This is a genomic window from Virgibacillus halotolerans (assembly GCF_016908515.1).
Classification (GTDB): Bacteria; Bacillota; Bacilli; order Bacillales; family Amphibacillaceae; genus Virgibacillus_M; species Virgibacillus_M halotolerans.
The window spans coordinates 50,898-74,973 of sequence record NZ_JAFBEA010000002.1 but is presented as its reverse complement, the minus strand read 5'-3'; the positions used below and the strand labels follow the sequence as shown (position 1 = coordinate 74,973).

The window sequence follows — 24,076 nt, the reverse complement described above, 5'->3', positions numbered from 1 at the left end:
TAGGAATTACTTAAGCATCAGTTATACCGTTTTTTTAATGCTTTGTTTTTCGCTTTTCATTTAAATCAATGGCTAACTGGTTTGTGCGCTTTTTATTCAAAGGATAAACAAAAGCTAAAAGTATAACCATGATTATGAGGCCTACGGCAGGAACCAGTGTTGCTAACATACGAATTCCATCCAAAGTATCTCGTGTTTGGCTCTCAAGATTACCATTATACCCGACTATACCTATCAAAACTCCTCCTAACCCAGTAGCAATTCCTTGCCCTATTCTACGTGCAGCCGAATAGAAGGAATAAATAGTTCCATCTTCCCTGAGTCCGGTTAAATATTCATGATAATCAATAACATCCGTAACAAAAGCCCACATTAGTAATTGGAATACAGCCATTCCTATTAAACCGAACGTTAAAATGATGGTGAACGGTATTACTCCTAACTTAGGCAGAAGGTATAAAGTCAAATACGCAAGAGCTCCAACTGATAGACTAAATGCAGTAATTTCTTTTTTACCATATTTTTTTACTAATGGTTGTATCATCGGCATAATAGCGATAACTGATAGTGCTTGAATGGCTCCAACAACACTAAGAGCAGCAGTACTTTCAAAATAATTTTTATACAAATATACGTTTATGGTACCAAAAAACATTAAAACTGATAAAAAAACTAAAGTAAAGGCGAATACAGTTAACAATGGTCTATTTGTTAATACACTCTTCAATGTCCTCTTTATATCTTTTTCTTGATTCTTCGGAGCCGAGATACGTTCGGTCGACATATTATAACATGCCATATAGCTAGCAAAAGCCAAAATACCGAAAAGAAGAGCGGTCATAAAAAAACGGTTAGCATCAGCATGATTATCAACAAATAGTAATATTGGCCCAAGTACCGTGACTACAAGATTGGCAATTGTAAGTCCCAAGCTTCTATATGTGGATAATGATGTCCGTTGAATAGGGTCAGATGTAATCACAGATGCCATTGCTCCGTATGGAATACTAATTGTACTAAATAGTGCCATAAATAGGAAGTAACTGACAAATGCATAAGCCAAATAAAAACCATCGGACATTCCTGGAATGTGTACAAATAATAATATTCCACTAATAATTAACGGAAAAGACATTCTAAATATCCACGGTTTAAATTGACCATTTTTACTAGGCTTTCTAGTGTCAACAAACCGTCCCCATAAAAGATCTGTAAAGGCTTCCCAAATCTTCGCAAGCATAAATAAAACCCCTACAAAACCTGCGTTAAGACCGTACACATCGGTATAGAACACCATAAGATATGTGGAAACCAGCATAAAGAAAAGACTATCTGCCACATCTCCAAACATATATCCAATTTTATCTCTTATACCAAATGGCCGTAGTTTACTGTTCATCAATGCCAAATTCACTTGTTCTTGCTTCAGGTTTTTACTCATGTGCACTTTTTCTCCTTCGTTTAAGCCATAAGTATCAATTTCTTAAAGTTCACCCATATAAGGAGAGATCATTAATTATGAGTGTCTTACCCATCTCGGACCATGTCTTCCCTGGGTAAATTTCAGACAGGAGCAGGTACCTTCTGTTAACAAGGAATGACATACATATTCTAGTAAATTCATGACACTCTCTCCTTCAGTATTTTAAAGATTCAATATTGTTATCGCTATCACAATACAACAAACCATTAAATTTAAATCATGTTAAAACTTCTTTCTGAAAAGTTAAGACTTTAGCCATTTATGATTTGGTTCATCTTTTGGAGACAGTAACCGGTATGAAGGTCCAGCCAAAAACCATAAATAATACAATTTATAGCCTCCAGCAGCACACAATTGGATGATAACCTTCACTGATAGCAAAACTATCACCATTCCTAACTGTATATGCTTCATCCGTTATTCCATCATTAGTATAGCGTAATTGTACTCCAAACCCTTGCTCAGGTTCAATTTGATAATGATATATTTCTTCCAGATCAACTTCCTCAGGGTAGTTGTCTCGATCATGTTTATGAGGGGGATAACTCGACCACTCACCAGAAGAATTAAACGTTTCCCCAACTATAATTCGTTGTACACGATTTTTCATACTATCCGGAATAATGTCATGAACTTCTCTGTTCCAATTTCCTCCACCCCTTTGATTAACCACAATATCATCTGGTTGCACAATGAATGGCTTAAATTTCTCTTCTGCCTTCGCCTTACATACCGCAATACAAACATCACTATCAGCAATCACCTTATATTCCGTTTGACATGGTATATATACTACAGTTGCTTTACCTTCAAACACTTTATTCCTTTCCCCTAACTCACTCCAATGATTACCACCACAAGACACTGAAGCTTTTCCTGTTAAAATAACTAATACGGCTTCATATTCAGTAGTTAGTCCTTTATATTCTTCATCTTCTTTTAATAGAAGTTTACTTAAAGCCAGATAATTTAATGAACTAAATTCATCATCAATGATATCCTGATAACCTTTAACCTGATCCGCTTTAAAATGTGAAGATGACATAAAAATCCCTCCTGACATTCGTTTTCTTAGCATGATAATGCGATTTACCATTAAACATGGGCGGAACACACTACGTGCTGTAATACATCTTCACCCGTATTTTTAATTGAATGGTTGGTTTCCGGTGGAACAACAACAACGCTTCCCGCCCTCACAGAAATTTCTTGCTCATTTAGCGTGACAACTCCTGTTCCTCGTAGAAAATAAAATATTTCCTCAAGATTCTCATGTTTATGTGCAGCTACGCCTCCACCAGTGAAGTAAGTACCGTGATCACAGCTATTAAAATCTATTTCATTTAATTCATCTCCTTTAATAAAGTTTCTTGGAACCCTACTAACTTCGTCTTCATGAAAAGCATTTTGTAATTTAACCATTTTTATATTTGCACCCATTTGGATAAGCTCCTTTTTATAAAATTAATTTGAATTCGATCGTAAGATATCTTACTTTACGCCGTAATAGACGACCACTAGATCGACATTTCCTGTATTTGTGAATGTATATGCTGAATTTTTAGGGACAAATATGCTTGTCTCTTGTTCAAAGTTATAACCATACTTTTCAACATACATCACACCATATCCGGATTCGATAAAGTAAAATAAATCATTTTCATTATTGATTTTTACAGATTCCTCGGGTTTTAATTGAATCTTTTCAACGAACATTTTTCCTTTTGCATTTTTTTCGACTAAAATTGTTTTCTCCATGTCTGATGTCCTCCAGTAAAAGATGTAATTGTTTTTTATGCATTATTCTCTTTAGAAAGTGAAGATGGGCCAAACATTATACCAATTGCGTGATAAGTGATGGCGTTTTGTCTTTCCAAGGGCTTGCGATTTCTAGTTGGCGTGCTAATTTTAATAATGTGGCTTCATCGCCAAATTGAGCAGCAAATTGCATACCGATAGGAAGTCCCGTCTCACTCCATCCTAATGGCAAAGATATTGCAGGTAACCCTGTTAGATTAAATAGACTTGTGGTATTATCCCTCATCATGATTTTAATATCTTTATTATCTTGATTGTTGATACCGTTTTTTGCTGGGACATTAATCATTGTTGGTAACAGTAATGCGTCATATTCTTCAAAGAAATGTGCAACCTTTCTTGAAATTAAATTTTGAATATCAACTGCTTCTGACAATTCTAAACCTGATAAACGTAGTCCAGCTTGGTAAAGTGTCCAGATATGTGGTTCAATGTTATCTTCAGATGGTATCCGATCTAAGTTTTTAGTAGCTTTTTGGATTGCTAGCGCAACATTTGAAATATGGAAGCGGCTCATAGCAATCCCTTGTAGTTCCGTGTCCACTACTGGCGCAGCTTCTATCAATTCATGACCTAGCTCTTCGCATCGCTTTGCAGTCTGATAGAGTACCTTTTTATTATCTTCATCTGCAGATGTACCAGCAAAAGAGTGATCCATCCATGCTATTTTTAATTTTTTTGGCGGCGTTTCTATTTGTTCAGAAAATGATACACTTGGTCGTTCAATAGCGGCATAACAACCAATGTCAGGGCCATTAGAGATATCTAAAAGGGCGGCGGTATCGCGAACACTTTTAGTTAGACCAAACTGCATTGCGGTACCGAAAATTGATTCCCCTTTGTCGGGACCATTTGGAATTCTACCACGTGTCGGCTTCAGACCAACTAATCCATTAATCGAGGCTGGAGTTCTGATAGATCCGCCGCCATCACCACCATGCGCAATTGGAACAATCCCGGAAGCGACTGCTGCGGCAGAGCCGCCACTTGATCCTCCAACACTATATTCCGTATTCCATGGATTACGTGTCGTACCATAGAGAATAGATTCCGTTGTGTTAGCGGAAGAAAACTCTGGAACCGTTGTTGTTCCCAATAGATTTACTCCACCTTGTCTGAAGCGTTTCATCAATTCTGTATCATGATCAGATGTTAGTCCTTTTAAGAAACGGCTTCCGTTATTAGCTGGAATTCCCTCCGCCATCGTTGGAGTATCCTTTAACAGAAAAGGCACACCTTTGAAAGGTCCATCTGGAAAATTAAAATTCTTGCCTAACTTTTCATCTATTACATGTGCAATTGCATTAACTTCTGGATTTATGACATTAATCGCATTTAAAGCGGTTTCATTTATTTCCTGTGATGTGACTTCTTTATTTTTTACAAGCTCACCAAGACCAATTCCATCATATATTACATACTCACTTAGTTTCATACTTTTCGCCTCCAAATTTTATAAATCATTCTTTTAAGCTGATTAACTTCTTGGGTATGAAGAAAAGAGAAAATGCTTTACTTAAGAAACAAAATAGATTCCGAATAGTTTTGGATAATCACCTGCCATTTTAGAAATATTATTTAACAGAACATCTACAGAAGTATGTCTAGGAAGTAGTAATGATCGTCATTACTTCAGTATAGTTATTAAACTTAAAGTAATAATTATAAGGTTTATATAAATATTTTTCTGTATTACATATGAAAAATAGATTTTACATGGGTGGTTACTAAACTTAGTTTAATAACTATACTTTAAAATTTACCACCTATTTCGATAATTGTCAATCTTTATTTTAGAAAAGCAGAAACATTTAATGGTTTGAGTGAAAATTAGATGGTGTTATAATGTTATTGTTAAACTTAATTTAATAATTGGTGTTTGTTCATCACATGTATATAAAATTATCCGGAGATTTGGAGTGGAAGTAAATTGACTGTAAATTTAAAGTATGATCAAAAAAACGTGAGAGAGTATCATTATTTCCTATTGTTAAATTTAATTCAAAAACACAAACAAATATCGAGATCTCAACTGGCCTCCTTAACAATGATTAGTAATACAACAGTTGGGAAAATCGTAAAACAATTAATTGAAGATAAATTAATTGTTGAGGTTGGACAAAGAGAAGGAGACGTTGGGAGAAGGGCAACTATTTTAGAGATAAATCCCAAAGGTGCCTATATAATAGGCGTTGATATCGATTTAAATACCATAAAAATTGCATATGTTACATTGGATGGCATGGTGATAAAAAAGCAGAATTTTAATTTCGATGTACAACAACCTGCAGAATTTGTACTCGATAAGATTGCCACAGGAATTACTTCTTTAGTTAGTGATATGAGTGTCGCAGATGCTGAAAAAATATTGGCGGTGGGCATTAGTATACCTGGTTTAGTCTCCTGGCCAGATGGCAAGATTCTAACTGTTCCCCAGTTCAGTTGGAACAACATTCCAATAAAAGAGTATCTAAAAAAAGAATTGGGATTTCATGTCTATGTAGATAACCATGTTAGGGCTGAACTACTTGCTGAAAGTTTATTTGGAAGCATGGTGGAGTACAGTGATGCTGTCTGTTTATATATTGGTAGTGGTGTAGGCAGTGCGATTATGGTAAATAATGAAATACTTCGGGGACAACGTAACACATTAGGGGAAATTGGACATATGACTCTTGATCCAAATGGAGCCTTGTGTGATTGTGGTAGGCTTGGTTGTTTGCAAACGTTTTTATGTTCATCAGAAATTGAAAAACAGACAATGCGATCAATTGATGAAGTTTCCTGGGCATATGAAGAAGGGAAAGACTGGGCAGTTAAGATTATTGGTAGGGCGAAAAGTTATTTAGGTTTAGCTATTTCTAATATTATTTGTATGTATAATCCGAGCGCTGTTCTATTGGCGGGGCCGATGATTGAACAATTCCCTATATTAGTGGAGGATCTTGGAGACTTATCTAACGACCTTGTTTGGACTCCATTAAGAGACTCTTTTCAATTAGTTTTACCTGATATCGGAAAAGATAGCGGTGTAGTCGGCGCAAGTGCACTTGTATTGAATGAATTTTTGAGATGATCGATTGTTTATTTTTGAGTGGATGTCTGACCCGCCACTCCCCTTCTTAGCCTTGTATCCATTTTGATGAATCTGCCTGGATTAGTCCGATGCAGTTCTACATTCGGATCAACCAGAAATCGCAATTAGAATACGATGTCACGACTTTAACAGTCCTTTAGAAGAAATGATTGAAGAAAGAATTATAGATAAGAGAATAGCGTGGTAAAAACCTAAAAACCTGTAGCATATTCATTTCACGAATAACTACAGGTCTTTCTATTGTTTCATCCAGGTTATAGATGTAATCTTTCTTCCTCCACTCTATCTCGCAGCTTCCTTCTCGCCTCTCTGCCCCAGCTTTTCACCGCATCGACAGAAACGCCTTCCTGTGTGGCAATTTCCTTCAGTTTCATCCCTTCAATAATGGAATGCTGCACCCATTTCCATTGATTAGTCGACAGCTGTGCTCTGATTTTCCCCCAGAATTCCGAATCCTTTAAGATCACTTCTGATCCTTTTAATAGCGGATAGGATGCTTGTCCTTTGCTATAGGTGTGCCCCTCATCGAGCACGGTTCGGTGTGCCTGTATGCAAAGTGCTTCTTTTTCCTGTACCCTCGTATGTTTACGCATGAGATCAATCATACGATTACGGATCATATAATTAAAGTAAGTTGAAAGTGGTCCTTTATCGGGTTGATAGCTTTCGTAGGCATTCCACATAGCCACCATGCCTTCCTGATAAAATTCCCGGTGCGGATCTCTCACATTCATTCTGTGAATATAGTAATGAATCCTGCGCTCATTTTGTTTGAATATCTCTTCAAAAGTAATCTTGCCTGTCTTTTCCATCCCAAATGATTCCCCTTTGCTCAAATTTTTCTAAAATCGTATCTCTACTATTATTATCGATACAAATTCTGCAAAGGTGGCATAAAAGATTAAAAAGATTTAGATGAAGTATCTGGTTGGGTTAATAATAATCAAGTAACTTAATTACAGAACTTACGTTCCAACATGTAAAGTGAAATATTTTCATCAATTTTGAATTTACTAAAGACTATTCTTTTCTGCAAGAAGTGTCACAAGGTTGCAAACACATACAGCCGATAATACGAAAGAGAAAATGAGAACGCTTGAGCAAGAAAACGAAGAATTCCAGGATGAATACACATCCATACAAAGGAAACCTTGGCCGAGGAAATCACTTCTTTAAAGGCAGATAACAAAGCTAAAAAAACAGGTGGAAAGTCACAAGGACAAGCCAATAAGTATTAATGAAGAAAAAGACACAAAGGATGAAAGTGACAACAGCTAGGAGAATAAACGTAGTAAAATAATAAGAGGTCAACAAATAACAAATCTGAGGAAACGCCTACTAGCAACTCAAGTAATACTGCCGAAGCATCTGAAGCATGTGATATTAAAAGAGGCTAAATGGCATTTACCATACCCCTGGCAGTACATATTACAGTCGAACACAAATATCGTTGAATGGTTTTGTTCCACTGAGGAAGCTGAAGCTGTTAACGCAGGTTATAGAGCACCCAAAAAGTAGTAGATTGATAGTATGATCAAACACCAGTATGGTTCTAAATAAATTCTATTTCCCACTTATAAATATCAATCTATACATGTCCACTCATGAAAATTAAAGTTCCCCGGCGAAAAGCTTATAATACTTTGACATGATGAAATTATACCTACCCTTTCCTAGTATTTCATCTTTATAACCGAGCAACATTTTTAGTTCGTATAAGTGTTTTAGCGTGTGGTGCTTCACGACATATATTGTTTTACGGATAACATGAATTGGGTTATCCAAACTTGAACAATATTCAATTATCAACGAACGAGAATGTTTTAGAGACTTTTGCTTGTCTATATTTATACTATAGCATGTTTTGCTACGCAAAAGCGAAAATTCATCCCATCTCTAAAGACAGTGCCATCGCACCGTAATGGGCTTTCTTTTCGCGAAATCTGTAATAATAGATATTGTTCTACCTGCTCTAGCTCTAATCTTTTTTGAATTCTTACCTAATGATGCTTAATTGGATGAAATATTTTATTATTATATAGATATCTATGTGTCACCAAGTTTCTGAATGTAATTATAGAAGAAGTTGGAAGAATGAATAGATAAACTTCAATCCCTCACACTAATGTGGAGGATTTTTGGATTAGGGACTTGGATCAGTAAATGAATTTGCATTCCGTCTGAAGAAAGAAAGGTAACTAATTGAATGACAATTTTTTAGTTTTTTTGATAAGGCGATATGTTAGATAGACAAAAGAAGCTATGAATGCTATAAACCCAAAGAATGTAGATTAGATTATACCTATACCTTTATAAAATTAGCTCTTTAAAACAATTAATGTTGTGGTTTCATATCTCTCCATTTACTCGATCAAAGTAGCCTCCACAATATAACGATCGGGTGCAAACCCGATATAATCAAATGGATAACATGTCGTCAGCGTCAATGTTGGGTCCTCTTTTTCGACAATAACCGTCCGATCATCTGCATTGGTAATCCATGTCTTATTGATTTCATATTCAAATGTTTCACCGTCGTAATGGACTTCAAGTGTATCTCCATGACCTAGCTCATCTAGCCCGGTAAAGACAGTGTCACGATGACCGGAGAGCACCGTATGACCACCTTTGCGATTCGGAACCGTCGTCCACTTACTCACATACACCCCAACTCCTTGATCAAGGGTACGCTCATCCGCTCCCCAGTACGTTGTAAAACGCTTATCGATAGCGGGAATATCCAGAGTTGCTACCTCTGAGCCGGTTTCTATATCAAAATTAAGGGTCAATGGATCGACTGTCTCTTCACTTTTTTCAGGAATATGCCTTTCAACTGTATCAACGGCTGCAGATTCTACCTTCTCTGGTATTTCCTGAACCGACTGTATCGCCTGAAAATAATTCCAACCATTGTAAGCAACAACAATGAAACCACTCACAAACAAGAGCAGCGATAATTTACGAATCATTGGACTTTCCTCCTAAAAAAACTTGAGAAAGGCAGACGATTGAATCGCCTGCCTTAAAGTTTATTGACGCTTACGCAAACCAAGTGCGCCAAGTGCCATAGCTCCTAAACCACCCATGATACCAAGCGGTAACACTGTTGCTGTATCCGGGAGCTCGCCCCCCTCTTCATCCGATGATGTTGATTCATCTGACGTTGAAGCATCATCGGATGACGTAGTTTCTTCTTCAGATGAGGTAGCATCTGATGAGGAAGTAGATTCATCAGTAGCCGCGTCCTCAGATGATCCTTCTGATTCGCTGGCATTTTCAGATGCATCATCGTTATTGCTGGAAGCAGCCTCCCCTTGAGGTAGGTTCTCACAAGCAATTCCGTCATTATCCCGATCTAATCCATCCGGATCACTTGGATCGGCATCGAGATGTGCTTGAGCTTCTGGTTGTGTGTCAAAATCACTGCAGTTCAAATTATCCGCAGCAAAGACTGATTGAGCTGTGCCGAACATAAAAAGAACCGAAAGCAAAACTGCCAATGTTAAACGTGTCCCTTTCATTTTGTTTCCCTCCTTTAGATATGTATTTAAAAAAGTAGTAGTTACACGACAATTCTACTATTCCAAAGTCTACTATCTAATGTAACTATTACAATTATTGTAACATATTGGTAATAGTTTTGTAAATTTTGTATTTTTCAAAAAAAGGGTAACTACTCTCTTTCACTACTACAATCAAAAGAAAGATAGGGTAAGGTTGCGATACTCCCAAAGTTTGCTAGGAAATGCTTTATATTCAGCACATTTAAATGGTCCTTTCTTTGCTTCGTAAAAATTATCTAAAAAACCAAAACAAGACCTTCACAAGCAATTAAGCATTGGCTGTGAAGGTCTCTCATATTCAAACTATCTATTATTTTTCAATCGTAATTTTACTACCGGGCTTTACATCAACAATCTCTTTATCTTCTAAATAAAGAGAACCGGGTTGTCCTGCTGTAGTGCTTCCGTCGAATTTTAACGTAATATGTCCTAAGTCATTTAGATTCTTTCTTACAGCATCACCAACACTTGTAATACGATAAGAAACATCATCTAATTTCAATGTATGTTCTTTTGTGATATCTTCATCAACGAGTACCAAATCAATAACATAGCAGAAGTCTGCTAGTTCTGTTGGTGCATTGTCTCCAAATAAAATCATCATTTTTTCTGCTTCAAATGCTTTCGCTTCATTTCCGATACTTTTAATTGTTGTTTGATACATGTTTGAACACTCCTATATTAGTCATTAAGTTATTTATATAATCCAAAGCTTGCCAGCCATGCGACAAATACCCTTGGTACACCATTTAAGAATCTAGAATACAAGACGGACGGTACACCGACCTCGATGGTTTTTGTTTCTGCTTCTGCTAATCCTAAACCAACAGGGATAAAGTCAGCAGCGTTTTGTGTGTTGATTGCAAATAATGCAGGTAATGCTAGATTAGGCGGGATATTCCCTTTTCCAATTTCTACACCAATTAATGTTCCTAGTACTTGTCCGATAACTCCTCCAGGTCCGAGTAATGGACTCAAGAACGGCAAGGAACAAATAAGTCCGATAAGCATAAGTCCCCAGATGTTACCTGCTAACGGAGACATAATATTAGCGAACAAATCACCAATTCCAGAACCTTGAATGATACCGATTAACAAGGCAACAAATCCCATGAAAGGAATAACAGTGTGTAACATGGTTTCTACTGCGTCTCGTGCAGCTTGATAAAAAGTATTAATGACCTTTCCTGCGCCTAAACCAATCTTTGTAAGCAAGCTCTTGTTCTCTTGTGCCGCCCTTGTCTCCATAATTTTCTTATCTTTAGAGTATGTTGCTTGTTGCTCGCTTTCTTTTTCTGATTCATCGGGCGAAACTTCCTGAGCAGCAAATGTTGCATCTTCAGCATCCGCCTCTTCTTCAACAACACTTACTTGATCTACATCTACATTCGACACATAGATATCTTCGGTAATATATTGTCTTAATGGACCGCTTTTTCCTGTCGCCATAATATTAATTGTCGGGATACCTTTTTGTGGATAAATACCACAGCGTAATGTACCACCACAATCAATGACTGCAGCCATGATCTCATCTTCTGGTACCGATGTTTCAAATCCATTTACTGCAGAAGCGCCAGTAATTTCGCAAATTTTATCTACAATGTCAGGCTTATGACCACCTGTCACATACATTACTTTATCTTTTTTGCCATTAACCCCGATTACTAGCGGGCCACCGAAGCCACCAGAACCTTTGACAATTTCTACTTTTTTACTCATGTCTTACACCTACCCATCTATGTGAACTTTTTTACTTAATTTTACTTTTTGTTGTTTTTCTACAATACTTGTTGTAAAGTCAGTAACCCAACCACCGATAAAGTTCATCACCAAACCGACTAATAAATAACGTATTGCTAAATCTGTCATTGGTAATCCTAGTTGCTGAATTCCGCTTGCAACACCCAAGAAGATAAACAACTCTGCCGGGTTAATATGGGGGAAAATCCCATTACTTGTATGTGCAAATTGTGCTGCAGAAGCAAAATAACTTGGTTTATATTTTTCCGGCATAAATCTACCTAGTGAATGCACCATTGGGTTTGCTAGCATAAAGGAACCTAAAAATGGTAACACCATATATCTTAGCAAAGGATTTCCTGCTGACTTTTGAGCAATTTTATTAATACGTTTTTCTCCAATTAACTGGATGAGCGTATTCATAGCGATAAGTAACATTAGAACTAATGGGACAATAGAACCCATCCAGTCAATAAATGTATCTGCTCCTGTTTGGAATAGGTTAATAAACCCTTCCGCAATTTTAACTATGAAGTCCATGTTTCTTTACCCCTTTCTTTGTAAACATATTATTTACTTTGTTCACAACTTTCATCATCGGCGAAGGGATCTTTTCAATCTCTCCACCTGCTTGTACAACGTTAAAAGTATGCTGGGCATCGACAATCGCTCTCGTCAGCAACTTATTGTAACTTGCAATATCTTCTTTTCGAAGCTTATTAATCTTCATTCCTTCCAATCCCTTTAAATGCTTGAATCGAGAGAACACGGTTACACCTTGCATATAGCGTGCTTCCTCAATTTCGTTCTTATTATTTAATTGAAACAATACAAGTGTCCCTGATCGGATAATAGCTGGACGTCTTCCAATCGCTACTCTACCGTTTTCTCGAAGTTCAGTATAATGCTTTGTGAAATGTTTAATTTGCACAAATCCTAATAGGTATTGGACGACAAAACCAACTGCTAAAATAATAATCAGCATAATAAAAAACATACGCTATTTCCTCATTTCTTTATTTAAAATATGCGCAAACGATGCGTAATTCGTATCTTTCGTCACCTTATTGAGCAGATAGCTATTCGTAGTAATCGCTAATACTTCCTCATATAGTCTAATAAGGGCCGCCTCATTACCTGCCTGATCAGGTGTAGCTAATAAGATAACGATTTTAACATCCTGATAATCATCTAATGGCGTATTTATCAAAGCAATTTTGACAAATATCCCGTGTTGATTGTGGCTCACATGTGGAAAACCTAGTTTCCCTGTCACAGTCGATTTAGCATGTTCTCGTGCGATAATTCTTTCTGTAAATGTGTTATCTACCTTTCCTTCTCGAGCCAATTCCTCAGATAGAAAGCGTATCACTTCCTGATAATCACTAGATTGATCGATATGATAAAAGTCTTTCTCCTCAGTAAAATCAACAATGACACTTTGATTGAACAGTTTTTTATTCCTAACATCTTTGTAAACCAAGAATTGCTCAATTTTTAATTTCATTAATTGCGTATCCAAGATATTCTCAATATAGATCACTTTATTAAACAAACGACTTGTCCAAATCGTAGATATAATTAAATCAAAATGTTTAATTTCGTCATTTTCAAGTGCATCTTCATTAAAAACTACAATTTCTATATGGTTGCCGAAGATTCTTTGTAAATTAACCTTTAAAAGTTTCGACGTACTTAACCCTCCATTGGTAATAATCGCAACCGACTGAATTTCTCGAATTTGCTGTTCCAATTGCTCCAAGTAAACGCTGAAATATAACGATAGAAAATCTAGCTCATTAATCGGAACATCCATATTAATTTCTTTTTTAATATTTTCTGCTAATACACTGGATAATTCATAAGCAAACGGAAAACGTTGTTGTACATTGTCAACCAAGGTATTATTTACTTTGACATCAAAAAGCAATCGATTGATTAAATACTTGATATGCAGTTGGATGTCTTTACTGAACATTGCTTCATCAATCTTAATGGTGTAATAATAATTGATATCCTCAATCGTTTGTTTAATAATCCGCTCCAACATGGAATGTTCACGTTCATTTATCATTTCATCGATAATCGAAGCTCTGCGCCCGAGTAATTGAAGTACAATAAGAAAGATTTCCTGATTTGAATTTTTGATGGGATAATTATGCGCTATTTCTTCCTTTAACGGTTGAAAGCTTTTAAAATCCGCTGATTCAAACACTTGGCGATCAATATCTAATTCTTCCTCTATCAAGTGTCCATCATTTAATCTGGAAAGGGTCACCTGCACAGCCAATCGGAGTCTTGAAAAAGAAGATTCATCTAAAGTAAATTTCTTTTTCAAATTTGATAAATGTTGCTCGATTTTCTCTGGAATGAATACTGATTGATAATGTGTAGGAAACTGTTCAATAATTACTTTACGAATAGTGAATTCATTTCCTTCTAAACGCAACCCAACATTTTGAGTTCCTTTAATATTCAGTGGATAAGATTGTAATTTAACCTTCAAATCCCTCACAATGTTATTCACAACACTTTTGCTTAAATAGAGTGCTTCAGCAATATCATCAATTGTACGCTGCTTGTGTTCCAACAAGTGATGAAAGACGGCATCTGGCCTATCTTTCAATTCCTCCTCATTACTATTCATTTCTTGTCGCAAGACCGATAATCTATCTAAAAATCGTTCTTCATCATAGATGAGGATAGATAGGATATGATACTCTTTTATAATGTTGGAAGTGCCTTCAAAATAATCATTGATTTGGCCTACATAGTTGGATAAAGTCCTTTGCGATATCTTCATTAGATGGGAAAGTTTTTCAGCTGAAACATTTTCCGACATAAGTACTTCTACAATTTCCAAATGCTTTTTATTTAGCTCCATAACTTCCCCCCTATTCTAATGAGGTTTAACCTCTTGATTTTCCACCAGAGATGTTGATTGTTGTGCCTGTGATATAACTTGATTTCTCAGAGCTAAGATAACACACTAATTCAGCAACCTCCGTTAATTGACCGACGCGTCGAATTGGGATTGATTTCGAATAATCACCATTTAATTGGTCTACAGTTGTGTTTCGCGTATATGCTAATGCTTCTTCATATTGCGGCGTTCTTAGCCCTGTTTCTTCTAGGATCCCTGGTGCAATGGCGACCACACGAATATTATGCTTTCCTAATTCCTTTGCCCAGCTTCTTGTAAAGCCAATTAATGCTGCTTTGGTTGCGGAATAAATACTTTGGCCCTCTGAGCCTTCTTGTCCAGCTTCACTAGAGATATTGATGATAACACCTTTTTTCGCTTTAACAAAATAACGAGATACCTCTTGGCTAAAAAGAACGGGTCCTTTTAAGTTAACGCCAAGCATAAGGTCTAAATCCTTCATATTAATTTCATATTCCGGCTTCTCACCTTTTGCATCTACTAAGAGTCTTGGTAAGTTAATCCCTGCATTATTCACCAATACATCAATTTTTTTTTCTTCTTCTAAAATAGATGCTACTGTACTGCGAACCGCTCCCTCATCTGTAACATCGGTTTCTTTAAAGTGATAACGCGGATGATTAACCGGATTGTCACGTAAGTCTGTGTTATACACAATCGCATTATTATCCAAAAGCGTATGGACAATTTGTCTGCCAATACCAGATGAACCACCTGTTACAATGACTACTTTATTATCTATATCTAACCAATTATTTGTCATTATTATGCCTCCAATTTCTCTTCTTCTATTGCTATTATATTTCTTAACGCTTTCAAAATTAATTTGTAGTTTTATGCAGATTTATGAAAAAGGAAAAATAATGATAGTGAAAATGGAGAATCTATGAGTATATTGCGGTGCTTTCCAGGAAAGTAGGTCTTACTCTTATTATCCGAATGTATCAATTGCGTGGACAAGGGTATATATATCAGCCATGCTAGAATTGGCCGATTTTAACTTTGAAAGCTGATCGAAGCTTGATTTTTTTGGGTTGTTTCTGGAGATATGTGGGTTGGAGATGTTGATGCTTTTGAATCCTTTTACTTTATCAGGGACCCTGCCTGTTAGTTGGTTTTATTTGCGTATTAAGTGTCTTGAGAAATACATGATCCTTAAGAGACCCCTGACAAATAATATATCTAATACACGCTTATCTATGCAAGTAAAGTCGTGGGGAGGAATATCTGCAAGCTGTAATGTGCCCCCTTGTCATGACACAAAAAGATTTTTTTTAGATAAAGTCTCCTCAAACTTCTAAAATTTTGGTTGCAATACGCTCTACTTTTATGTTGCATCAAACAAGCATAAATAAGCTCTACACTAGCCATTTAAAACACCTGCAGCACATTCAACACTTGAATACACTACAGGCCTTCTATGTTCTATCATTTTATTTAAAATAGAAAACCGGACATTCAATTTAAACCGATCGGAATAGTTTAAGGTTGGTTTCCCTATTCATTACTACAAAAGTTAAGGAAGAACAGAAAACGATGTCCTCAGCGCCAACTTCCAATAGTCTCAATGCAAATGAATTGTCGCAGTCCCGGAGGTAACTACTGCTGCCCCATTGATAGCATTATAGTCCGCTAGTTCTTTCTCTAGCCGTCTATATTATTGCCGAGTGGGGCGATCCAGTTTAGATCAAATGCTTCTTGTATATATTTTTGCTCGTTCCCGCTCATGTGTGGGGAGGAGAGGAAGATTCTCTTGTTTTTATTTGTCATAACTATTCATTCCTTCTTTATGTAATTCTTTTGCGATCCATATCAGTATTCTAATTTTTAAAATCAAATGAATGCATTAATGTCTTTGTTATCCGTACAGTTTAATTTCCCGTTACTAATTACCCATTATACATGATTTATCCTGATATTTAAAAAAACATTCAAATAAATTTCCCACTATTTTTTACAAATAACTCTTAATAAAAAACAAAATCATCATACTCTCATAGGACACTCTCTCATTCACATATCTTTAAAAATAGAATTAAGGAATGTGAGTTCATTCATTACAACCATTGAATTGAACCAATGTAACACCTTTTTGATTCATTAAAGTGCAAAAAGTCAAGCAAAGGGGGATGGCTTCAAGTTATAGTCACTCAAGGAACACTGTTAGAGAAGTTATTCGGTGGATGGAGAAGAAAGTCATATAGTTGCCTTTTGAAAAGGACATGACAGATTTGGATTCACAAACGATTCTATTTCATTCTCCACTTGGAGGTTTTGTTTGATATAGCTGAATATAAATATCAACTTGCAGAAGTAGAGAATACAGTGCCACGCGATTATGATAGATTATTTGGCAACTGCTTTCGGAAGATAACTAAATAGAGCATTCCTTTACAAGAATGCTCTATTGAAAGTATTACTTTACGAATGAAATAACTTAAAACAAAATGGGAAGGTGGCCATACCTAAAACTAGTCAATGATTATAAACCAACTACTTTTCCTTGAAAATCTTAAAAAGTGGAATTTAAAATACATTGAGTAACTTTTAACTTCACACCTTATGTGACAAGCCTAATTTATGTTATTTAGTCGCTCCTTCAACTATATTTTTAATTCTAAATGCTATCTCTTTTTCCTGTCCTTTTCTTAAGTCACGTGGATCAATATCAAGAATACCTTCTTTTTGCTTTTGGCTCCTTAATACAATAGAAGGATCACTTTCCAACAAAGCTTGCTGCAAACCTATAGCAGATAGGTTTGCTTCATCTTCAATTACCTCTATACGTCCTCGATATATCTCTCGCCCAGCCTCATCTTGAATAATGATATACCTAATACCTGAAATGACACCCAATATCCCCTTAATTATATTTAACTTGTTGATTTGTTCTACCTCGGTCATCACTCTATTAGGGTATTCTAATAATGCAGCTACTAAACCTGCCATTCCTTCTTTGCCAATTTTCATTGCTCGGGCAATTCCATTATATTGTGCGCGACATGCTTCCATGTGAAATGATTTACCACAAACAAAACCAGAGGTTGGTCCAGCCAAGGCCTTTGCGCCACTATAGATTACAATATCAACACCCATAGAAATATATTTTTTAAAATCATATTCAGCTGCTGCATCAACGATCAAAGGTAATCCATATTTATGTGCAACATCAAGTATTTGTTCAATAGGGGCCATATTATAATTTGCGATAGAATGAGACTTCACATAAATAAGTGCTGCTGTTTGTGGTGTAATTGATGATTCAATATCAAGTACATTTAAAGCTTTTTTCGTACCAACCTCCACTGGAATTCCACCACCGAGTTTTATCATTTGTCGAATATCTGCACCAAAATTAATGATATGCCCTTTTGGGATTAAAATTTCATTCTTTAATCCATTCGAATCCGGCATACGTGCAACTAGATCATTCTTACCTTCCGTAATAATAGCTGCAGTTGCAATCGAAATTCCCGCTGCCGCCCCCACCGTTGGACAACCATCTTCAGATCCTGTTACATCTGCAACAACACGTCCCACAGCAATCATCATTTCGTTTATATGGAAATAACTTTTTAAAGCATGACTAACTGTTTCTGCTACTTCGTCACTGACTCCTGAAACACCTAATTTAGTCATCTTTCCGGAAGCATTGATTACCTTTTGTAATTTTAGTTTTTTATTAATATCCATTTTTCACATCTCATTTCATCAAGCTAAGCAATTGGGAAGAAAAAGCCTAAAAACATTGCACCAAGAATAGCACCACCAATAATTGGCTTATCCATAGCATAAAATATTAATGCTCCTAATATAGAGCCAATCCCAACTGGAATTGAAGCTGCACATGCACTGATAATAATAAGCGGTCCGAAAAAGCGCCCAGATTGATTTCCAGCACCCATCAAAATATCTGCTCCGTATGTTGATCCACCCTGACCTACAGTAAATTTACGTACGGTTACAATAATAAAACCTATTAATAATCCCAATAGTGCACCTGTAATCAACGCAACAGGAAAACTAGTTAATGGAAGTGTGAACCCAGTAGCTAGAATAAGAGCTGGCACACCAATCCCGATTCCAGTCATCATAGATCCACCAACATCCAGTATTCCTACAAGTGAACCTTCTAAAATCCTAGCGAAAAGAAAACTTGCTCCAAACGCAGCGGCGGCGCCATATCCCCCGCCTTCCATTCCTACCTTCAACATAGCCAAAATTGAAATTTCATTAAAAACGCCTGTTCCATGCACATAATACATATGTGTCCCAGAAAAAATTCCTGAAGCAAGAAGTGCTGTTAATATTGGAAATGACCAATCAGCATACCAAAAATCATTTTTAAGTAATTTTTCATTGTTTATTTGATTTTCCAAGTTACTTCACCTCATATCCAAATATTTCATGTATCCCAATTAACCAATTTGGAACTGTCATATTTAATGATTCGATCATTTCAATATCAAAGCCGCGAAAGAATCCACTTAAAATAAAAAGTAATACAACGGCAGTAAATATGATCTTAGACATCTTAGACCATCCAGTATCATCGACCCCTTTACCAATTAAAATCCCTAGTACGATTCCTGGAACCGCATTCCCCATTACAAGATGTGCTAGCCCGCCAAATAATGTCCCATATATTCCAGTTCTTCTGCCACCGTCTATTGCTGCCAACAAGAAAATTGCTGGCATGACAGGATTTAAAAACCAATCAGCTGCAGGTATCAATACTTCATTAGCAACATCTTGTAAAGACTTTGGTATTGATGCTGCTGTTACATTGAGAAATGCAACTACGAAAGCGCCTACAATACTACCAGTAATTGCCATCTTCCTAGGGTTATGCAATGTTGTTTCCGGATCTTTCCCTTTAAGAAGTAATATTGCGGCTGCCCAGTTCGGAATAATCCGGTGACCAACATCCCCAGTCAAGGCACCGCCTGCAACGGCATTCGCCCATGCATTAAAGAAAACACCAAGACCAAACGAGAAGTGACTTGCTGGATCACCTTGACAAGCGTTTAACTCTCCAAGTGTACGAAATGCGCCCATACCTTGTGTTTTTGGAATATGATACATCCTAGCTGCACCAGCTCCAATACCAAATCCAACTAGTCCGCCAATGATGAGTGATTTTATTAGAACCCAAATAGTCATTTATACATTCCACCCTCCTCTGTTTTCCCTGCATAATTCCAGTAAAAATAGAGAAACCGTTATCTTTAACTCAACACTTACATTTATTTTTTCCCTTTTAAAGAAAAAGAAAAGAAACTTCTCTATATATTTCTCTTCCTCACTATTGGATATCTCTACATCCAATGGCTCTACTCGAATAATCATATGATCATGGTATTTTCTCATTACTTCTGATTGAATTTTTGCAAGTGCTTGACTAACAGCTTTCTTCTTTGAAGAACCTTTGCCATGCACATATATATAATCTGTTATCTTTTTATTCACTTTTTTTAGCCTCTTTATTATAAGCTTCGACCAATGCTTTACCTAATTCAGCTGAATCCATAAAACCAAAACCAAGCGCCTTTTTCCCGTTTTCAATTGCTGTAATTCCCTCCTGAATCGACCGCATGCCATACTTCGCAGGATACTGATGTTTAGTTTGTGCCGCAATTGCACCGGCACCACCACTCCCACAAAAAGAGATTCCGAAGGCTGCATCATGTTCCTTCATTACATCTCCTAATTTAATATCTGCACCTACACCTGGTACTAGGATCACATTTGCTCCTGCTTCCTCCGCGCCTCTTGCTACATTTTGTCCCTTTCCTAATCGATCGGCAATTACAACTGTAATCATTTCCATATCCCCCATATTTTTATTGTGAACCTATTCATTTGTTGATAATTTCTTCCAAACTATTTTCCCATTACGAATCGTTATTTCTGGATCCATTAATTGTGAGGTCTTTTTTGCGTATCCTTCTGCATCTTTTAAAATGGCCTCTTGTTGTATTATTCGGAAGATAGACACATCACCCCTTGTACCAAATGTAAAAGATCCTTGATCTTTTAAGTTCAGTACGTTCTTTGGCAATGCAGTTACACTTTTAACTACATCATGCAACGTGTATCCTAATTGCAAGAGTTTAGTCATTGTCACCATTAAGCTCCCTACTGAATCATTTATATTTTGAATGTGTATATCTGTACTGGTAGTAAATGTGTATGGATAGCGTTCTTTAAATTTCTCCAATGTATTGTAACTAAAGCTTGCCGAACCATGGCCAATATCAAAAAGAACTCCACGATCTAATGCATCCTTTGCCTCTTGAATAAGGTCTTCATTTTCATCTAAAATACCGTATTTTTTTCCATGAAAAGCGTGTGTGACGATATCTCCTTTTTTTAGGATTGGAAAAACATCTGGTAAATAAGGAGGTGGATTCCCAATATGGACCATCAAAGGAATGTTAATTTGATCAGCTATTTCTCTTGCGTGTAATAATGGTAAGATACCTTGTTTTCCAACAACCGAACGACTCAACCTTAGCTTAATCCCAACCAATGAAGGATTATCAGAAAAAATTTGTGTTGCCTCATACATGGACATCAAATCGTCAGGGTTCTCTAACTCATGTACTCCTTCAACAAGCCCTTTTCGAGAAATATTTAAAAAAGCTAGCACTTCAGTCTCATTTTTATTAATAATATTTTCCCTAAAAGTGGAAAAGTCATCTACTCCAGAACTACCTGCATCTACTATAGTAGTTACCCCTTGCGTAATACCTACCTCATCTGCATTTACACCTAAAATGGTGTGATTTTCAAATACATGTACATGAATATCTATAAAGCCCGGTGCTACAAATGCTCCTTTTAAATCTATTATTTCGGCTAAATCGGTATTGATTTGCAAAGGATCTACAAATCTTCCTTCCTGAATTCCAATCACACCATTTTTTTGTTCAGGATGATCAGGGTCTATAATAACTCCATTAATCAACAATTGATTTTTCATACCTATCACCTCCTTTTTCATGAAATTTGTTCCATAACTTTCATAGCTTTGTTCACATCTTCTATTCTTGTAAGTTTTGTTTCCTTATCGATTATTGAACTATAAATATGTGGAATTATCTTTGGTACACCAGCATTTAACGTTACTTTTATTATTACTTCAAGGTTATCCAAATCAATACCACCAGTTGGTTCAAGTATAAAATCTTGTTCCGCACATTTTAAGGCAACCACACGATATTCCTTTATATTTTCCAAACCTTTTATTGGATAGTATTTCAACGAACTTCCACCAGCATCTTTAATCATTCCTATTGCTGTTTCCACAGGCACGATAGCTGGCGCTAATTTACTGGAAAGTGCCCCAGTATTAATTCTGACAAACCCTTCCTTACCACTTGGCGACACTAGGGAGTTAATAAAAGTACTTTGCTGACCTACTAAAGATCTTGTAGCCCCGACATCTGTAAAAACCTGATTAATATGTTGGGGTTGTATTAACCCTGCAATTCTTGCAACCATCTTCGATTGAAATGGATCCCCAGATCCTAGCCCAATAGATATACGATTCCCTGTTACTTCTGCGTATTCCTTCATACTTGAAACAGCTTCTTCATCTGATTTATAGTCTTTCGATAATAAACCTATCAAAACATTACCCTCTGTTACTTTACAAATATCAGCTGCATTTTCCATAGAACCAGCTAATACATTTAGACAAACTTTATCTTTATAAAATTGAGGCGACTTTTTTAACATTTGTTTACTCGACATTGTCATCACCTTCTTCCTTTATAATAGCAATAATTCTCTCTGCAATAATGTCCTCTTGACCAGCTAATAATGGGCGTGGATCAACAAATAGTATACCTACATTCGCATAATGGGCACGTAGATAAATCCCAGGTTTACCAGATTCAAGACGATGTAATAATTGCTCTGCAGTCACATTAGCTTGTTTTTGAACTTCTATTCGTGCACGATAAATACGGCGCCCCGCTTCATCTTGATGGATGGTACCTGTTAAACCTTCTACTTCATTCAATCTTTTACAAAATGCCTTCATACGATTAAATTGCTCATCAGCACGAGTATCTCTAAACGGATATTGATTTAATGCAACGATGAGTCCGGCTATCGATTCCTTTCCAACTTTCATCGCCCTACCGATTCCTTTATACTGCTCGCGGCATGCCTCCATTAATTGCCTTTTCCCAGAAATAAAACCAGAAGTTGGCCCCCCCAACGCCTTCCCACCGCTATAAATCACAACATCTGCGCCCATTTCAATATATTTTTGAAAATCACTTTCTGCTGCTCCGTCAATCATCAATGGTATATGATGTTTCTGTGCAATTTTTATCATACTTTCTATCGACTGCATCCCTTTTTGAACAGCATGGTGTGATTTTATATAAATGAGTGCTGCTGTCTTATCTGTTATCGCTTCTCCAATATGATCAATTTCTACTTTGTTAACACTTCCAACCTCAATGACCTGGCCACCGCCCATACGAATCATTTGATCGATATTGCCACCAAAATTAATATTTTGACCTTTTTGGATAATAATCTCATTTTTCAATCCACCTGAGTTTGGCATCCTTTCAATTAAGCTTATATTTTTTCCAGCAATAACTGCTGCAGTTGAAATCACAATTCCAGTTGCTGCTCCATTTGTAGGGCAACCATCCTCTGCGCCTGTATGGTGGGCAATTACTTTTCCTGCGTATTCAATTAATTCATCCATGTCCACATAAGATTGTGCAGCTGCTTTTAGCGCATTGGCAACCTCCTCAGTAACAGCTGAAGCGCCCAATGCTGTCATTTTTCCGCTTGCATTAATAATTCTTTTTAAACCGAATTGATCAAAAAAGCTATTTGTCATTTTTTTTGCTCCTAATAATAAGGATGAAATTCCAAAAAGTCACGACTCCCAACCGCCCCTTGTTCCTAGAAATTCCAACCTAAGTTTTTTCTACCCTGTCCATTTATACATGGATTTTATTTTGCTGCTTCAAAATGAATAGATAATAAATAGATTTCTTCCTCTTCCAAACCCATTACTAAATCTTTGATCTTTTTTGCAATATAAAGAGAGTCATTTGATATTCCGGAAAATATAGCCCGATCAAATGGAATCAACTTTTCACCTGTTAAAGATCGCTGAACCATTGCTGAAATATGTGAAAGCAATGACAATTGTTGAGCATTCGTCAAAAAAACATTTCTTTCTCTACATAGCATTTGTGCGAGTAAAAATGCTTGCTCACACCTTTTTTTATCTCCACTCTCTTTCAGTAATCGTTTCTTTTCTTCATAAAAGTTGTTGGTATTCATTGTATTTAAAAACTACCTTTCTTTGCCGTATCGTTTAGCTTTAAATGCTTAAAGACTTATAAGAATACGTTTTAACATTCCGGTGGAGGTGTTATTTATATAAC

Annotated in this window: 25 protein-coding genes and 1 pseudogene; 1 reads left to right on the top strand and 25 read right to left on the bottom strand. The window is 36.4% G+C overall.

The window, feature by feature from the left end; genetic code table 11:
• Positions 1-34 precede the first annotated feature (34 nt).
• The 6 genes from JOC34_RS06835 to JOC34_RS06815 form a co-directional block, all read right to left on the bottom strand.
• A complete protein-coding gene (locus tag JOC34_RS06835; RefSeq protein WP_205136012.1) occupies positions 35-1,441 on the bottom strand; it encodes an MFS transporter in 1,407 nt (468 codons plus the stop codon).
• A 285-nt stretch (positions 1,442-1,726) separates the two neighbouring features.
• Complete coding sequence (locus tag JOC34_RS21975) at positions 1,727-1,876, bottom strand: 5-deoxy-glucuronate isomerase (RefSeq protein ID WP_275577683.1); 150 nt, start codon at positions 1,874-1,876, stop codon at positions 1,727-1,729.
• Positions 1,815-2,528, bottom strand: coding sequence for a 5-deoxy-glucuronate isomerase (iolB, locus tag JOC34_RS06830; protein ID WP_275577682.1), 714 nt, complete (start codon positions 2,526-2,528; stop codon positions 1,815-1,817). Before iolB ends, JOC34_RS21975 begins: the two co-directional genes overlap by 62 nt.
• A 50-nt stretch (positions 2,529-2,578) precedes the next feature.
• Entirely contained in the window at positions 2,579-2,923 is a 345-nt protein-coding gene (locus JOC34_RS06825; protein ID WP_205136011.1) for a cupin domain-containing protein, read from the bottom strand.
• Between the two features lie 51 nt (positions 2,924-2,974).
• The gene (locus JOC34_RS06820) at positions 2,975-3,241 is read right to left on the bottom strand and encodes a cupin domain-containing protein (protein ID WP_205136010.1); all 267 of its coding nucleotides are present in this window, start codon (positions 3,239-3,241) and stop codon (positions 2,975-2,977) included.
• A gap of 76 nt (positions 3,242-3,317) precedes the next feature.
• Complete coding sequence (locus JOC34_RS06815) at positions 3,318-4,736, bottom strand: amidase (protein WP_205136009.1); 1,419 nt, start codon at positions 4,734-4,736, stop codon at positions 3,318-3,320.
• Between the two features lie 495 nt (positions 4,737-5,231).
• On the opposite strand from JOC34_RS06815, the gene JOC34_RS06810 reads away from it, so the two are divergent.
• Positions 5,232-6,377, top strand: coding sequence for an ROK family transcriptional regulator (locus tag JOC34_RS06810; protein ID WP_205136008.1), 1,146 nt, complete (start codon positions 5,232-5,234; stop codon positions 6,375-6,377).
• A gap of 275 nt (positions 6,378-6,652) precedes the next feature.
• On the opposite strand, the gene JOC34_RS06805 is transcribed toward JOC34_RS06810, so the two are convergent.
• The 19 genes and pseudogenes from JOC34_RS06805 to JOC34_RS06720 all read right to left on the bottom strand — a co-directional run bounded on the left by JOC34_RS06805 (position 6,653) and on the right by JOC34_RS06720 (position 23,972).
• Positions 6,653-7,210 (bottom strand): RNA polymerase sigma factor, encoded by a 558-nt coding sequence (locus tag JOC34_RS06805; protein WP_205136007.1) that lies wholly within the window; start codon positions 7,208-7,210, stop codon positions 6,653-6,655.
• Positions 7,211-8,761: 1,551 nt separating this feature from the next.
• A complete protein-coding gene (locus JOC34_RS06800; protein WP_205136006.1) occupies positions 8,762-9,367 on the bottom strand; it encodes a class D sortase in 606 nt (201 codons plus the stop codon).
• Between the two features lie 60 nt (positions 9,368-9,427).
• A complete protein-coding gene (locus JOC34_RS06795; protein WP_205136005.1) occupies positions 9,428-9,919 on the bottom strand; it encodes an excalibur calcium-binding domain-containing protein in 492 nt (163 codons plus the stop codon).
• A 352-nt stretch (positions 9,920-10,271) separates the two neighbouring features.
• On the bottom strand, positions 10,272-10,625 hold the full coding sequence (locus JOC34_RS06790) for a PTS glucitol/sorbitol transporter subunit IIA (RefSeq protein WP_205136004.1): 354 nt from the start codon (positions 10,623-10,625) through the stop codon (positions 10,272-10,274).
• A gap of 29 nt (positions 10,626-10,654) precedes the next feature.
• Positions 10,655-11,683 (bottom strand): PTS glucitol/sorbitol transporter subunit IIB, encoded by a 1,029-nt coding sequence (gene srlE, locus JOC34_RS06785; RefSeq protein ID WP_205136003.1) that lies wholly within the window; start codon positions 11,681-11,683, stop codon positions 10,655-10,657.
• 9 nt (positions 11,684-11,692) lie between these two features.
• Positions 11,693-12,244, bottom strand: coding sequence for a PTS glucitol/sorbitol transporter subunit IIC (srlA, locus tag JOC34_RS06780; protein WP_205136002.1), 552 nt, complete (start codon positions 12,242-12,244; stop codon positions 11,693-11,695).
• Positions 12,228-12,701, bottom strand: coding sequence for a transcriptional regulator GutM (locus JOC34_RS06775; protein ID WP_205136001.1), 474 nt, complete (start codon positions 12,699-12,701; stop codon positions 12,228-12,230). Before JOC34_RS06775 ends, srlA begins: the two co-directional genes overlap by 17 nt.
• Positions 12,702-12,704: 3 nt before the next feature.
• The gene (locus tag JOC34_RS06770; RefSeq protein ID WP_205136000.1) at positions 12,705-14,588 is read right to left on the bottom strand and encodes a BglG family transcription antiterminator; all 1,884 of its coding nucleotides are present in this window, start codon (positions 14,586-14,588) and stop codon (positions 12,705-12,707) included.
• 25 nt (positions 14,589-14,613) lie between these two features.
• The gene (locus JOC34_RS06765; RefSeq protein ID WP_205135999.1) at positions 14,614-15,411 is read right to left on the bottom strand and encodes an SDR family oxidoreductase; all 798 of its coding nucleotides are present in this window, start codon (positions 15,409-15,411) and stop codon (positions 14,614-14,616) included.
• 745 nt (positions 15,412-16,156) lie between these two features.
• Positions 16,157-16,418, bottom strand: a pseudogene (locus JOC34_RS21700) (DegT/DnrJ/EryC1/StrS family aminotransferase); the annotation flags it as partial.
• 813 nt (positions 16,419-17,231) lie between these two features.
• Positions 17,232-18,341 (bottom strand): DgaE family pyridoxal phosphate-dependent ammonia lyase, encoded by a 1,110-nt coding sequence (locus JOC34_RS06760; RefSeq protein ID WP_205135998.1) that lies wholly within the window; start codon positions 18,339-18,341, stop codon positions 17,232-17,234.
• Between the two features lie 23 nt (positions 18,342-18,364).
• Complete coding sequence (locus JOC34_RS06755) at positions 18,365-19,027, bottom strand: DUF4310 family protein (RefSeq protein ID WP_205135997.1); 663 nt, start codon at positions 19,025-19,027, stop codon at positions 18,365-18,367.
• A gap of 1 nt (position 19,028) precedes the next feature.
• Positions 19,029-19,811, bottom strand: a complete 783-nt coding sequence (locus JOC34_RS06750) for a DUF4311 domain-containing protein (protein ID WP_205135996.1) — start codon at positions 19,809-19,811, stop codon at positions 19,029-19,031.
• The gene (locus tag JOC34_RS06745) at positions 19,812-20,117 is read right to left on the bottom strand and encodes a DUF4312 family protein (RefSeq protein ID WP_205135995.1); all 306 of its coding nucleotides are present in this window, start codon (positions 20,115-20,117) and stop codon (positions 19,812-19,814) included.
• A complete protein-coding gene (locus tag JOC34_RS06740; protein WP_205135994.1) occupies positions 20,110-20,472 on the bottom strand; it encodes an SFCGS family glycine-rich protein in 363 nt (120 codons plus the stop codon). The genes JOC34_RS06745 and JOC34_RS06740 overlap by 8 nt, the downstream gene beginning before the upstream one ends.
• Before the next feature lie 30 nt (positions 20,473-20,502).
• Complete coding sequence (locus JOC34_RS06735) at positions 20,503-21,633, bottom strand: amidohydrolase/deacetylase family metallohydrolase (protein WP_205135993.1); 1,131 nt, start codon at positions 21,631-21,633, stop codon at positions 20,503-20,505.
• A 17-nt stretch (positions 21,634-21,650) separates the two neighbouring features.
• Positions 21,651-22,391 (bottom strand): 2-dehydro-3-deoxy-phosphogluconate aldolase, encoded by a 741-nt coding sequence (gene dagF / locus JOC34_RS06730; protein WP_205136358.1) that lies wholly within the window; start codon positions 22,389-22,391, stop codon positions 21,651-21,653.
• Positions 22,392-22,395: 4 nt separating this feature from the next.
• Positions 22,396-23,520: a DgaE family pyridoxal phosphate-dependent ammonia lyase gene (locus tag JOC34_RS06725; RefSeq protein ID WP_205135992.1), complete on the bottom strand. Its 1,125-nt coding sequence runs from the start codon at positions 23,518-23,520 to the stop codon at positions 22,396-22,398.
• 116 nt (positions 23,521-23,636) lie between these two features.
• Entirely contained in the window at positions 23,637-23,972 is a 336-nt protein-coding gene (locus JOC34_RS06720) for a PRD domain-containing protein (RefSeq protein WP_205135991.1), read from the bottom strand.
• Between the last annotated feature and the right edge of the window lie 104 nt (positions 23,973-24,076).